This is a genomic window from Desulfovibrio sp. DV (genome assembly GCF_001936595.1).
Lineage (GTDB): Bacteria > Desulfobacterota > Desulfovibrionia > Desulfovibrionales > Desulfovibrionaceae > Solidesulfovibrio.
On the sequence record NZ_MLBG01000029.1, the window covers coordinates 1 to 13,180 of the forward strand.

At 61.2% G+C, this 13,180-nt stretch carries 12 protein-coding genes; 7 read left to right on the top strand and 5 right to left on the bottom strand.

The genetic code is table 11. The features are described from left to right. The 5 genes from DVDV_RS08835 to DVDV_RS08855 form a co-directional block, all read right to left on the bottom strand. Window positions 1-746, bottom strand: a 746-nt coding sequence (locus DVDV_RS08835; RefSeq protein ID WP_075354316.1) for a protein-glutamate O-methyltransferase CheR, incomplete at its 3' end; no start/stop codon positions are given. Window positions 747-751: 5 nt separating this feature from the next. Further along, a complete protein-coding gene (locus DVDV_RS08840) occupies window positions 752-1,264 on the bottom strand; it encodes a chemotaxis protein CheW (protein ID WP_075354317.1) in 513 nt (170 codons plus the stop codon). A 346-nt stretch (window positions 1,265-1,610) separates the two neighbouring features. Beyond that, entirely contained in the window at window positions 1,611-3,725 is a 2,115-nt protein-coding gene (locus DVDV_RS08845) for a chemotaxis protein CheA (RefSeq protein WP_075354318.1), read from the bottom strand. Window positions 3,726-3,764: 39 nt separating this feature from the next. Further along, window positions 3,765-5,564 (bottom strand): methyl-accepting chemotaxis protein, encoded by a 1,800-nt coding sequence (locus DVDV_RS08850; RefSeq protein WP_075354319.1) that lies wholly within the window; start codon window positions 5,562-5,564, stop codon window positions 3,765-3,767. 482 nt (window positions 5,565-6,046) lie between these two features. After that, window positions 6,047-6,628: a DedA family protein gene (locus tag DVDV_RS08855; protein WP_075354320.1), complete on the bottom strand. Its 582-nt coding sequence runs from the start codon at window positions 6,626-6,628 to the stop codon at window positions 6,047-6,049. A gap of 191 nt (window positions 6,629-6,819) precedes the next feature. Between DVDV_RS08855 and DVDV_RS08860 the strand changes: the two genes are divergently transcribed. The 7 genes from DVDV_RS08860 (at window position 6,820) to flhB (ending at window position 13,164) form a co-directional block, all read left to right on the top strand. Further along, window positions 6,820-7,977, top strand: a complete 1,158-nt coding sequence (locus DVDV_RS08860) for a nitrogen regulation protein NR(II) (protein ID WP_075354321.1) — start codon at window positions 6,820-6,822, stop codon at window positions 7,975-7,977. A gap of 141 nt (window positions 7,978-8,118) precedes the next feature. After that, entirely contained in the window at window positions 8,119-8,592 is a 474-nt protein-coding gene (locus DVDV_RS08865) for a chemotaxis protein CheD (protein ID WP_075354322.1), read from the top strand. Next, on the top strand, window positions 8,589-9,443 hold the full coding sequence (locus DVDV_RS08870; RefSeq protein ID WP_075354323.1) for an HDOD domain-containing protein: 855 nt from the start codon (window positions 8,589-8,591) through the stop codon (window positions 9,441-9,443). Before DVDV_RS08865 ends, DVDV_RS08870 begins: the two co-directional genes overlap by 4 nt. 10 nt (window positions 9,444-9,453) lie before the next feature. Next, entirely contained in the window at window positions 9,454-10,251 is a 798-nt protein-coding gene (locus DVDV_RS08875; protein ID WP_075354324.1) for an ATP-binding protein, read from the top strand. Next, entirely contained in the window at window positions 10,244-11,137 is an 894-nt protein-coding gene (locus DVDV_RS08880; RefSeq protein WP_075354325.1) for a M23 family metallopeptidase, read from the top strand. The genes DVDV_RS08875 and DVDV_RS08880 overlap by 8 nt, the downstream gene beginning before the upstream one ends. Before the next feature lie 39 nt (window positions 11,138-11,176). Next, window positions 11,177-11,956, top strand: a complete 780-nt coding sequence (gene fliR, locus DVDV_RS08885) for a flagellar biosynthetic protein FliR (RefSeq protein WP_075354326.1) — start codon at window positions 11,177-11,179, stop codon at window positions 11,954-11,956. Between the two features lie 134 nt (window positions 11,957-12,090). After that, window positions 12,091-13,164, top strand: coding sequence for a flagellar type III secretion system protein FlhB (flhB, locus tag DVDV_RS08890; RefSeq protein ID WP_075354327.1), 1,074 nt, complete (start codon window positions 12,091-12,093; stop codon window positions 13,162-13,164). The last annotated feature ends 16 nt before the right edge of the window (window positions 13,165-13,180 follow it).

The window sequence follows — 13,180 nt, forward strand, 5'->3', positions numbered from 1 at the left end:
TTCTGCAGCAGGCGCTCCTGGGTGGCCCGGTCAAAATAGATCATGACGTTGCGGCAGAAAATGGTGTCGAGAGGTTCCGGGAAAGCGAACGAATCCATGAAGTTGAGACGGCGAAAATCAATGATGCTGCGGATGTCCGGGGCCACGCGCACCAGTCGCTTGGCCTTGTCCTTGCTGCGCAGAAAATAGCGGCGCTTGAGATCCATGGACATCTTGGCCAGCCGTTCTTCGGGATAAACAGCGTTTTTGGCCATGGACAGCACCCGGGTGGAGATATCGGTGGCCATGACGCTGAAGCGGAACCCCGGCGAGCGGGCAGCGAACTCCGACAATACAATGCAAAGGGTATAGGGCTCCTCGCCGGTGGAACAGCCGGCGCTCCACAGCCGGAAGGGGCGTCCCGGGCCGTTCTGGCTGCGCCAAAGCGGCAGCGTCTGCTCGGTCATGATTTCGAAGTGGCGCGGTTCCCGGAAAAACTCCGTCGTATTGGTGGTGATGACGTCAATAAGGTGGACAAGTTCCTCTTCCAGTCCTTCGGGACTAAACAGGTACTCGTAATAGTCGCGATACCCGGCCTTGCCGAGCACTCGCAGACGTTTCTGCAACCGCGCTTCGACCATGACCTTTTTCGAGGACGGCAGTTTGATGCCGACCTCGGTATGAATAAATTCACTTAACCGCTTGAATTCCTTGTCGCTCATGGCGACGAGCCCGGACGTCCGGCCGGCAGTGACAGTCGCCGTCATGGAACTCAAGCCTCCCCGACATCCGGGCCGGCCTCTCCCAGGGCCTGGGCCAGGCCGGCCAGTTCCATGGAGGTAAAGACCTTGCCGATGTCCAGAATGATGATGAACTGTTCGCCGGACTGGCCCATGCCCCGGATGAACTCGGACCGGATGGGTGTTCCCATGCGCGGCGGCGGCTCGATCTGGCCGGTCTCCATCTCGTAGACTTCCTGTACCGAATCGGCCAGGGCTCCCAGCACCGTGTCTTCGCCGTCCAGGGCCACCTCGACGATGATGATGCAGGTGTCGACGGTGCGCTGGGTGGCCCCCAGGCCGAACTTCATCTTGAGGTCCACCACCGGCACGGCCCGCCCGCGCAGGTTGATCACGCCGCGGATGTAATCCGGGGTGCGGGGGACCCGGGTGATGTTGACGAGTTCGAGGACTTCACGCACCGAGGCGATATCCAGGGCGAACAGTTCGCGTTCCAGGGTGAAGGTCAGGTACTGGTTGTCGTTGGTGGTTGCGGCCTCGGCCATATCTTCCTCCCGCCCTCGCGGTGTTGCCCAAATTAGCGGACGCGATTGCGTCCGTTTCATGCAGTTTCGCCTGCTCTGCCAGCGAACCCAAACAACCCGTCAAAAATTTTCCCTTTGTGGGTTTCCAAAGGGCGATCTTTCCCTTTGGCCGCCGGAGCACCGGTGGTTCCCGTCAAGATCAAAAAGCAACTTTTGCGTCTCAACTTGGTAACGCACCCGGTCCAATCAAACGAACCCCAGGTGGGTTTCCAAAGGGCACTGCCCTTTGGCCGCCGGAGGCACTCTTTCTCTTTTCTAACTCCAGTCCGGCCGTCGGAGGCATCTCCCGTCTCCCCATTCTCCCCTGCTAGCGCAGGCCGTCGGTTTCGGCGACCCGCCGCACCAGGGCGGGCACGTCCACGATCAGGGCCATGGTGCCGTCGCCCCGGATGGTGGCCCCGGAAAATTCCTCGACATCGCGGTACAACCTGCCCAGGCTTTTGATCACGGTCTGGTGTTCACCCACCACCCGGTCCACGGCGATGCCGATGCGTTCGCCATCGACCTTGGCCACCACAATGGGTTCGATGGCCGGGGCGTCGCCGCCAAGGCCGAAGACGTCGCGCAACCGCATCACCGGCACCACTTCGCCGCGCATATTGACTATGCGCCGCTCGGCACCGTCGGCCTGCCGGGCCATTTCCACGCATTCCTCGACCAAACCCAGCGGGACGACATAGTATTCCCCGGCCACCTGCACCTGCAGGCCGTCGATGATGGCCAGGGTCAGGGGCAGACGGACGGTGATGGCCGTCCCCTGGCCGGGGTCGGAGTCGATTTCCACGCTGCCGCGCAGGGCGTCGATGGCCCGTTTGACCACGTCCATGCCGACGCCCCGGCCGGAAATGCTGGTGACGGCCTTGGCAGTGGAGAATCCGGGCTGAAAAATGAGATGGTACAGTTCCTTGGCGGTCAGGTCCGCTCCTGGCGCGATGAGCCCGCGCTGTTCGGCCTTGGTGCGGATGCCGGCCGCGTCGAGGCCGCCGCCGTCGTCGGCAACGGTAATGAGCACCTCTCCGCCGGCGTGGGCGGCGGAGAGGCTGATACGACCGATGGGGGGCTTGCCGGCGGCCTGTCGAACCTCTGGGTTCTCGATGCCGTGATCAATGCTGTTGCGCAGCAGATGGACAAGGGGATCGCCCAACCGCTCGATGACGGTTTTGTCGAGTTCGGTCTCCTCGCCGCTGGTGACAAGCTCGATCTCCTTGCCGAGTTCGCCGGAAAGATCGCGGACCAGACGGCGGAATTTGGTGAAGGTGGCCCCGATGGGCAACATGCGGATGGACAGGGTGGAATCGCGCAGGCTGTCGCTTAAGCGTTCCAGGTGCTCGGCCAGGCTGCGCAAAGCCGGGTCGCCCCGCTCGTCCACGGCCTGCCGGATCTGGGCCTGGACAATGACCAGTTCGCCCACGAGGTCGACGAGAAAATCGAGCTTGTCGGCGGGCACCCGGATGCTGGAGGTCTTTTCCAGGCGTTCAGGTTGCGCCTTCTGGCCAAGAGTGCGCACAGCGGACTGCTCGGCCAGGGCCGAAGCCACCTGGGTCGGATGCACCAGTCCCTGGTCGGTTAAAATATCGCCCAGCCGTTTCTGGGAAGACAGGGCCGCCTCAAGATCCTCAGGCGTAATGTCGCCGCGTTCGACCAGGATCTGGCCCAGGAGCTTGTGGGCCTGCTCCCCGTCTTCGGCGCAGCTGTCGTCGAGAATGTCGATGATCAGTTCACAGTCGTCCTCGGCAAAGACGAAGACGTCGGAAACCTCCTGGCGGCTGGCAGTGGTTCGCAGCACGCAGTCCCACCACACGGGGCAGGATTCCGGATCCAGGACGTCGAGGGCCGGCAGGGCTTCGGTGTGGAGGAAAAGCCGGCAATCACCCAGGGCGCAGAGATCCTCAAGCAGATGCAGGGGATTGTTGCCTGTGGCCAGCATGTCGGCATGGGGCTTGATGCGCAGCCGGTAGATCAGCGGCTGGCAGCCCCTGCGTTCCTCGGGCGGGTGGCCTTCCCGGGGGGCTTCGGGAAGCGAAGGGGCCGCGTCCTCCCCGGCAAACTGGTGGAAACCATCAAGGATGGTGCGCCCTTGGGTCGCCAGGATGGCATCCTGGTCCAGGCCGGGTTCGAGCAAGGCCCGGATGTGGTCGCAGGCATGAAAGGAAAGATCGAGCAATTGGCGGTTGACGCCGAGCTGGCCGTTTCTCACCCGGTCAAAGACGGTCTCGACATCGTGGGTAAACGCCGCGATATCGTCGAAACCGAACATGGCCCCGGACCCTTTGATGGTGTGCATGGCCCGGAAAATCTTGTGCAGCAGATCGGTGTCGTCAGGGGTTGTTTCCAACTCCAAAAGCGAGGCCTCAAGGTCGGCCAAAAGCTCCCGGGCCTCTTCCAGATAGGCCAGGCGGTGGGCGTCGTCCTGGGACATCATCGTGTGTCTGGCTCCTGTGCACCCTGCGGCGCCATGGCCCTAAAACAGCTCCACGTTGTCACCGAATTCGGTTGGTTCCTGGGCAATGGCCTTGGTCTTGGACGGTGCGGTCAGTTTCGCCCGGGATTGGCCAAAGGCCGCCTCGTGCACATTCCGCTCGGCTTCCATGGTATAGCGGTCATAGAGCTGGCGCAGCCGGCTGCTTCGCCCCTTGCCGCCGCTTGGCACAAGCTTTCGGGCCGCTGCGATCTGTTCGTCCAGGGACCGGCGGATACCCGAAAGACTGCGGCTGATCTCCCGGTCAAAGTTGATGCTGCGGGCCAGTTCATCGGCCCGAGCGCCCCAGGTGCGGCTTGAGCTGCTCAGGGACGCGAACAACTCCTGGCATTGCTTGACGGCCCCGCTGGTGTCGGCCAGAACCGTATCGAGCTCCCCGACGATCCGCCACGCTTCGGATTGATCGTTATACCGGCCGGCATTATCCTGCAACCCCTTTGAAGCACTGGCAATGTCTCCAAGGATGCGGGCAACGGCATCGGTCTGGCGGCGGGCATCACCCGACAGACGCTGGATGGCCAGGGCCAAAACGCCCAAGGCTGCCCCGGCCTCGCCGGTGTGCGCGGCCTTGATGCTGGCATTGATGGCAATGAGTTCGATTTCCGTCCCCACTTCCTCAATGGCTTCGATGGCCCCGCCCATACCGGCAATGGTGTCGGCCACGGAGTCCATGATATTGCCCAGGGCCTCGCCTTCGGCTGCGAAATCGCCAAGCTCGGATTTTACCGTGACCACGCCGGCCTCAAGCCTGGCCAGAGGCGTATCGGAGGAGCCCACGCCGGCAATGCCGCCAATGGCTTCGCCGATGCCGCGGATGCGTCCGGCAAGAGAGGCCAGGGAGTTGCGCAGGGTATCGGCGGCCTCGATGAAATGGTCGTCCGCACTGCCGATTTGGGAGGTCTGCAGGGTGAGCACGTCGGCCACGAAGGCCACCAGTTCAAGCAGTGCCGCAACATCGGCTTCGTCGGTGGCCTCGGCATCGAGCATTGCGGCCGTCTCGGCCAGGGCATGCTCGGCATGTTCGATCTGCTGGCGGACGATGTCATGGGACTGCATCGAGCGTACGGCTTGTCCGATGTCCACGGCGATGTCTTCGGCGCTGCGGGACAGTTCCAGGGAAACCCCGCTGGAACAGGAGGCCATATCGCCAAGGGCCACGATATTGGCTGCAAGCTGGCGGATAATGACCTCGTGGCATTGCTCCTGGGTATCGAGAATCGCCAGGTTGCGCTCTCTGGCCGACTGGACATGGCCGCGCAAGGTCTCAATGCGCCCGGCGATGCCGGCGCAGTGTTCGACGATCTGATGGGCCAGCTTTTCCACATCGTCGGCCAGGGTGGTAAATCCCCGGCCGTCATTGCCGAGACGGGCGCTTTCGATGCGGGTGGCGATCCCGAGAATGCTCAAATATTTGACGATTTTCGAGAAGGCCGAAAGAATGTCGGAGAGTTCATCCACGATCCGGACCACGCCGTCGATTTCCTTGAGGCTCTGACGGCCAGCGGCCCTGGCTGTTTCGTCCGTAAGCGCTTCGAGCTCTTCCGAAAGGGCGCTGAGGGTGGTGTGCATGGCCTGGCCCGAGGTGCAGGTCACCAGGGACTGGGCAGTGCGGGAGATGTCCTCGCAACTGTTCTGCAAGGCGTAGAGATCTTCGCCCAGGGATAAAAAATCCTGTTCACGGGCTTTGATGACCCCGGTCAGGCCGTTTTCACTGCCGCCAAGGGCCCTGCGGCATTGCCGCAACAGGTCGCGGGCGAAGGCTAACTGGGTCGAATCGGCCATTGTCCTCACCCCCGCCATTTATTCTTCGACAACGCATTGCCAAGCGCCCGGACAGTGGCGCATTTTATGGACATCGTACGGCCCGGGTATCTGAGCCATGGGCCAAATTACATGTTTTCCTGAAAAGATCAAAGCGTTCCTGCCCCTACAAAAGCTGCCAGCCAGGAGATCACGTTCAAAGCAGCCGTGTCGCGTTTGGAACAAACACGCGGCCTTGGCAACGCCCCTGCAGGGGGCATGCCTCGGGAAGGCAAAGGGCAGCGGCTTTTGGAAACGCACTTTTATTTCGAGTGTTGCGGGCGAACGAGGGGTGGTGGGCCATGGCTTCGCGCGCGAGGCGGGACCAGAAAAATCCGTATTTTTGCAAAAGCCCCACACGAGTCGTATGTCGTCTGTTCTAAAAAGGGCCTTTTTTAGGAATAACATTATGATTCTAGGATATTATCTTTGCTGTCCGCATGAACAATTTTGAGAGCGCGGCACTAGCGGGAGCGGCGCATGGCCTTTCGCAGCCACAGGCCCAGGGCCACCAGGGCCGCCAGACCGAGAATGGCCAGTTCGACATGGTGCACATTATCAATAAGTTTGGTCAGGACGTTTTCCAGCAGACTGCCGAAGCCGTAGCCGATAAGGGTAAAGGCCACGGCCCAGATGCCGGCACCAATAGCGTTTAAAACGAAGAACTTGAGTATGGAGATATCAGCCGTGCCCAAAACAAAGGGCGTGAGATTGCGCAGGCCGTAAAAAAATCGAAAACTCAGGATCAGGACCTCATGGTATTTCTTGAGCATGGCGTGGACCCGGTCGGCCCGGTTGCGCCATTTCTCGCTGCGGGCCACGAGCCTGCGGCCGTAATGGCGGCCGATGAAAAAGGCCGTCTGATCCCCGGCCAGGCTGCCGCAGAAGGCCACCAGGATGACCAGGCGCACATCAAGGTTAAAGGCCGGAGACTGGGCCGCAAACCCGGCCAGCAGCAAAATGGTCTCGCCTTCCAGGAACGTGCCGATGAAAAGCGCCAGATAGCCGTACTGGGCGATAAGTTCCTTCATGAATTCAATGGACATATACCCTGCCCTCATCCAGGCTCCACAGCTTCGGGAGCGTCGTTTCAATCCGGCGAGAAGTATGCGGTTCCCAGGCGTCTGTCCACAGGCTTCTTAAAAATTCGTCAACCTGGCCACAGGACACCCGGCGCGTCTTGAAAAGCACCTGCGACTCTGTCATGTATGCCCATCACCATGCACCGAAGTCGATCATGACCCACATAAGCGACCTGATCGCTCAAAACGTCGTCGAAAGTCTGCCGGTGGGCTTGCTCATCGTGGACCATACCGGCGCTTTTGCCACGGTCAATCCGGCGGCCGCCGCCATCCTGGGCTATCCCCGGGAACAGTTGCTTGGCCGGGGATGGGGCGAACTGTTTTTCGAAAACGACGCCAATGCCCGGTTCAATCAGATCGTCATGGACGTGATTCAAAACGAACTCGTCGGGCTTTGCCGGGTGGTGCCCTATGCCGCACCGAGTGGTGCACTCTTTGAATTGTCCATCACCAGTTCCTATCTGTCCGGCGACAGCAACTCCGCCGGGGTCGTGGTCATTTTGCACGACATCACCGAACTGTCCCGGATGCAGCGCCGCGAGACGGAAATCCTCAAGGAAATAAACAATATTCAACGGGAAAAGATCAGGGGCCTCAACAAGCTCGCCGCTTCGGTGGCCCACCAGATCCGCAATCCCGCCTTTGCCATCGGCGGCTTCGCCACCCGCCTGTCGCGCCAGATCGAAAGCCTGGGCATCGCCTCGCAGTATCCCGGCATCATTCTCGATGAAGCCAGACGTCTGGAAACCATTGTGCGCACCGTGGCCCGATTTGCCTCGCTTGGCCCCTTGCGCCTGGAGCCGACCACCCTGCCCGTAGTCGCTGCCGATGCCCGCAGCCGGGTGCAAGCCACGGCCACGGCCCTGGGGCGCGGCGTCACCTGGCATCTCGACGCCGTCCCCGACGTGCCTCTGGTGGCCGATGGCAGCCTGCTGGCCGCCGCCCTGGCCGAACTGTTTCGCAACAGTCTGGAGTTTGCCGCTCGCGACTCCCTGGTCATAGGCCTGAGTGCCGCCGTGGTCGGGGAACGCCTGGAAATTGCCGTCACCGACGACGGTCCCGGCATCGCCCCGGCTGACGCCCCGCACATTTTCGATCCGTTTTATTCCTCGCGCTCCGACGGCTGCGGCGTGGGCCTGACGCTGGCCCAGGAAATCCTGCTGGAGCACAACGGCCAGATCGCCCTGGACCGGGCCTACGCTCCCGGGGCCCGGTTCACCCTGTCCCTGCCCCGCTTCCCGAGCCATCTCATGTCCCGGCTTGAGGACACACCCGCCCGGCAGCCCGCGCCGGCTGTGCTCGGGGTGGGATGAGGCGCTGCCCGGGGCCCGGGGAGTAAGCTGTCGGCGCCCTGGCCCCGCCCTTGTCCTTCGCCGCGTTTCCGGCTACCGTCTTTGCTCGCCAGCACCCGGCAAACCTCTTTTTTCCCAAGGATCAGCCGCAAGACACAGCCTATGGAGATCGTTGTCAGCATCTCCGATATGAAGGTCACCAACCGCGCCAAGGATGTGCTCGTCACGCACGCCCTCGGTTCGTGCCTGGGCCTTGCCGCCTACGACCCCGTTGCCGGGGTGGCGGGGCTTATCCATTGCCTGCTGCCCCTGGCCAGGGAAATCAAGTCGCCCCAGAAAAATCCCTTCATGTACGTCAACGTCGGCGTTCCCCAAATGATGCGCGCCATGTTCGGGCGCGGAGCCACCCGGGAAAACCTCGTGCTCAAAGCTGCCGGTTGCGGTCGGATGATGCATATTTCCAATCAATTCGACACCGGGGCCAACAATTTTGCGGCGCTTAAAAAGTTGTTGCAGGTCAACGAGATGCGCCTTTCGGCCGAGGATGTGGGTGGCACCATTCCGCGAACCATGCGCCTTTACGCGGACACGGGCCGAGTCGTGATCTCATCGTGCGGGAGGTCGTGGGAATTATGAGCCGACGCGAAGACATCATCCAAAAAGCCACCGCCATACCGCATATGCCCATGCCGGTGCAAAAGGTGCTGGCCTACATCGGCAATCCCGAGGCCGACCTGCGCCAGTTGGCGAAAATCATCGAATTTGATCCGGGGCTGACCGTCAATGTCTTGCGCATGGCCAATTCCTCATTTTTCGGGGGCGTCGGCAAGGTGTCCACGGTCAAGGAAGCCCTCATGCGCCTGGGGCTTAACCGGATCTACCAGCTCGTCATCGCCTCGGGCGTGGCCCCGTTTACCCGTTACGAGATCAAGGGCTACGGCCTTCGCCCGGGCGAACTGCTCGAACATTCCGTGGCCGTGGCCACGGCCTCGGAGACCCTGGCCCGGGAACTTGAGATCGCCGCCCCGCCCCACACCTTCACGGCCGGGCTTCTGGTCAATATCGGCAAGACAGTCATGGGATCGTTTCTCGAAGTCGACGCCGCCCCCATCCTGACCCTGGCCCACGAACGCCATATCCCGTTCGAGCAGGCCGAGGAAATGGTTCTCGGCATCAACCATGCCGAACTCGGGGCCGTGCTCCTGGAGCGTTGGGGCATCCCGACCCCCATTGTCAATGTGGTCCGCTACCGCCTGCGCCCCGACGATTGCCCCGAACCCGACGTGGCCCTGGACCTTGTCCACGTCGGCGACGTCATTGCCAAGATGACCGGCATCGGCATGGGTATCGACGGGATGCAGTACGCCCCGTCCGAGGCCGTGTTCACCCGTCTGGACATCACCCCGCTTCAGATGGAAAACGTCATGGCCGCCATCATGGAGCAGATCGCCGAAGTCCGCGACATCCTGATGGATAACGCGCTTTAAAGGTTTTTTGATGACCCGATCCCCCCATCCCCTGCGCGCCCGGGACCTGAGCTATGCCCAGCGGGTCTGCGTGGCCAAGGCCGGCAAGCTCATGATGCACACCGGCCAGCTTTCCCCCCGGGCCAGAGTCGGGCTGGCCGTGTCCGGCGGTGTGGACAGCCTGGTCATGCTGGCCGTCATGGCCATCCGACGCCGGATCGTGCCCTTTCCCGTGGAGCTCATGCTGCTCCACTTGAATCCCGGCTTTGACCCGCACAACCATGCCCCCCTCGTCCCGCTGTGCGCCGGCCTCGGCATCCCGGCCCATATCGAGGTCACGGATTTTGGCCCAAGAGCCTTTTCCGAGGAAAACAAGAAAAATTCCGCTTGCTTCTACTGCGCCTGGCTGCGGCGCAAACGCCTCTTCGACCTGTGCGCCCAATACGGCCTGACCCATCTGGCCTTTGGCCACAACGCCGACGACCTGTCGGCCACCTTTTTCCTCAATCTCTTCCAGAACGGCCGGGTGGACGGCCTGTCCAGCCGGGAGTCCTTCTTCAAGGGCCGCCTCACCGTCATCCGCCCCTTGCTCCTGATTGACAAGCCGACCATTCTCCGGGCGGCCAAGGCCTGGGAACTGCCGGTCTTTTCCAATCCCTGCCCCATGGCCGGCAAATCCATGCGCCACGAGGCAGAGACCTGGGTCCGGACCATCTGCGAGGGCGGCAAGAAACGAAACATCACCCTCCAGCACGCTCTCGGCCGCTGGCAGCTGGACCGGGACGCCTTGGCCGGCGGGCCGCTGCCCGGGGACGCAGACGATGTTTAAAAACTACCAGCTCGTCATCTTTCGGGACCACCACGGGGCCTATCGCAAGTTGCGCTTCCGCGGCTGGTTGTTTGCCCTGATGCTCGTCGCCCTGGCCGCATTGGTGGCCGGCAACGTCTCTCTCGTCAAATATTATTATAATTATAAACGGATGGAACAGGAGTTGGCCCAGTGGGAGGCCAAGGCCCAGGACCAGAACGCCCAGCTTTTGAGCCTTTCGGACAAGATCAAGGGCCTGGAAACCGATCTCGTCCGCATCCGGGGGTTTGACGCCAAGCTGCGCCAGATGGTCAACATCGACCAGGACCCCCGCGAGGTCACACCCGGCGGCGAGGACAAGGACTTCGACAAAAAGTACCTGCCGCTGTACCGTCAGGAAATGCTCACCCGCAAACTCCACCAGTTCCTGACCGAACTGCGCGACCAGGCCGCCCTGGAGCGGGTGCGCCAGCAGGAGCTGGTCTCCATGCTCGACGCCACCAAGACGCATCTGGCCGCACTGCCCACCACATGGCCCGTGGCCGGCTGGATCGCCTCCCCGTTCGGGGAGCGCACCTCGCCGTTTACCGGCAAAAAGGAGTTCCACAAGGGCCTGGATATCGCCGCTCCCATCGGTGCCCCGGTGGTGGCCCCGGGAGAAGGCGTCGTGACCTTTGCCGGCGAAACCGAAGGCGGCGGCTTTGGTCTGGTCATCGACCACCAGGGGGGGCTGGTCACCACCTACGGCCACCTGCGCGATGTGCTCGTGTCCAAGGGCCAGACCGTGGCCCGGGGACAGACCATCGGCCATGTGGGGGACTCCGGCCAAACGAGCGGTCCCCATCTCCACTACGAAACGCGCCTTGGCGGAGTTCCCGTCAACCCGATGCGCTACATCCTGGAGTAGCGGGCCGGCCCCTGGCCCGGCTTTTGCTTCCCCCCTGCCATGGACTTGTTCCACATCAATCCGGCGGTCATCTTCAGCTTTTTGTTGACGTTTATGCGTTTAAGCGTCGTCTTGTTCATGCTGCCCTTTTACGGGGCCAATCTGATTCCCAATACCATCAAGGCCGCCCTGTGCTTCATCCTCGCCCTGGCGCTGTGGCCCAAACTGTCTTTTCCCGGCACGGTCATGCCCGCCAACACCTGGACCATCGCGCTCATGTTTCTGGGCGAGATCATCATCGGCCTTTTGCTCGACATCCTGGTGCGCCTGCTTTTTTCCGCCGCCCAAAGCGCCGGGGCCATCATGGGCTTTTCCATGGGCTTTTCGCTCATGAACAGCATCGATCCCATGACCGGCGCTTCGGAATCAGGCCTGGGGCATCTGATGAGCCAGGTCACCACCATGCTCTTTTTGTGCCTAAACGGGCACTTGCTGCTGCTGTCCAGCATGGCCCAGAGCTTCGAGCTCGTGCCGCCTGGGGGGCTTTTGATCAATGCCGCCCTGGGAGAACACCTCATTGCCTTTACCAGCCAGATGTTTGTCATGGCCCTTAAAATCGCCGCTCCCATCATGGCCTCGATTTTCCTGGTCGATCTGGCCCTGGCCCTCATTGCCCGGGCCGCGCCGCAGATGAACGTCCTTTTCATCGGTTTTCCCCTGAAAATCACCGTGGGCTTTCTCTTTATGACCATGGTCTTTGCGGCGCTGGCCATCACCATCGAGCAATTCCTGATGGAGCTTGAACCGATGTTCCGCCTGGTGCTCAAGGCCTCAAGCTGATGTCGCGTTCTCAATCCGTCACATCTCCTTTTTGAGAATATAAACAAGGAATTGACGCTAGAGCTTGGCACCACCCCTAAGCGGCGCGCCAGACCGGCAAAACCGGTTTCACCCCTGTACCGGGATATCGCGACATGGCCAAAGATCCGAGTAAAACAGAAAAAGCCACCCCGAAACGACGCGATAAAACGCGTGAAAAGGGGTCGGTGCCGCGAAGCCAGGAGTTGCCCAAGCTCACCGTGCTCATGGCCGGTCTTTTCGCCATCCGCTACACCCTTGAGGACATTTCCACCGAGATGCGGGATATTTTCCGGACATTTCTGGGACAACGGCTGAATTTTCAAGCCACCACCGACGACGTGACCGCGCTCATGTGGTCGCTGTCCGCCAAATTGGCCATCATGCTCCTGCCCATCCTGCTGGTCATGGCGGTCGTGGCCTACATCACCCAGCGCCTCCAGGTGGGAGCGCTTTGGCGACCGAAGATCTTCGAACCGGATTTCAGCAATATTATCAACCCGATGGCCGGGTTGCAAAAACTCCTCATCAGTCCCCGCACCTTCATCCAACTGGCCAAGCAGGTGGTCATGGCTGTGGCCATTTCCCTGGTCCCCTATCTCATCTTAAAAAATAAATTCAACGAATTTCTGCCGCTCTTTTACCAGACCACTGAAACATTTGCGGTCTTCTTGCTGAGCAACGGCTACGACATGGTCCTCTACACCCTGGGACCGCTCTTGATCATCGCCATCCTGGACGTCTGGTACACGCGCTGGGACTATGAAGAAAACATGAAAATGTCCAAGGATGAAGTCAAGGACGAGCAGAAGCAGTCCTTCGGCGACCAGGAGATCAAGCAGAAACAGAAACAAAAGATGATGGAAGTGATGAATCGCCGGATGCTTAAGGACGTTCCCAAGGCCGATGTGGTCATTACCAACCCGACGCACATCGCCTGTGCCCTGAGCTACAATCCAACTGTATCGCCGGCCCCCATGTTGCTGGCCAAGGGAGGCGATTTCATGGCCGAAAGAATCAAGGACATCGCCCGGGAGCACAATGTCCCCATCCGGGAGAACAAGCCCCTGGCACAGGCCTTGTATAAGAACGTGGAGATTGGCCAGGTGATTCCCGAGGATCTCTACCAGGCAGTAGCCTCGATCCTGGCCCAACTCGACAAGTTCCGGCGTTTTTCCCGTCCGCGCTAGGCCGGCCGGATTACCG

What these genes read in the sequence shown, in the direction of transcription:
- DVDV_RS08840 (WP_075354317.1), bottom strand. Translation starts at nt 1,264, where the DNA reads ATGGCCGAGGCCGCAACCACCAACGACAACCAGTACCTGACCTTCACC.
- DVDV_RS08845 (WP_075354318.1), bottom strand. Translation starts at nt 3,725, where the DNA reads ATGATGTCCCAGGACGACGCCCACCGCCTGGCCTATCTGGAAGAGGCC.
- DVDV_RS08850 (WP_075354319.1), bottom strand. Translation starts at nt 5,564, where the DNA reads ATGGCCGATTCGACCCAGTTAGCCTTCGCCCGCGACCTGTTGCGGCAA.
- DVDV_RS08855 (WP_075354320.1), bottom strand. Translation starts at nt 6,628, where the DNA reads ATGTCCATTGAATTCATGAAGGAACTTATCGCCCAGTACGGCTATCTG.
- DVDV_RS08860 (WP_075354321.1), top strand. Translation starts at nt 6,820, where the DNA reads ATGACCCACATAAGCGACCTGATCGCTCAAAACGTCGTCGAAAGTCTG.
- DVDV_RS08865 (WP_075354322.1), top strand. Translation starts at nt 8,119, where the DNA reads ATGGAGATCGTTGTCAGCATCTCCGATATGAAGGTCACCAACCGCGCC.
- DVDV_RS08870 (WP_075354323.1), top strand. Translation starts at nt 8,589, where the DNA reads ATGAGCCGACGCGAAGACATCATCCAAAAAGCCACCGCCATACCGCAT.
- DVDV_RS08875 (WP_075354324.1), top strand. Translation starts at nt 9,454, where the DNA reads ATGACCCGATCCCCCCATCCCCTGCGCGCCCGGGACCTGAGCTATGCC.
- DVDV_RS08880 (WP_075354325.1), top strand. Translation starts at nt 10,244, where the DNA reads ATGTTTAAAAACTACCAGCTCGTCATCTTTCGGGACCACCACGGGGCC.
- fliR (WP_075354326.1), top strand. Translation starts at nt 11,177, where the DNA reads ATGGACTTGTTCCACATCAATCCGGCGGTCATCTTCAGCTTTTTGTTG.
- flhB (WP_075354327.1), top strand. Translation starts at nt 12,091, where the DNA reads ATGGCCAAAGATCCGAGTAAAACAGAAAAAGCCACCCCGAAACGACGC.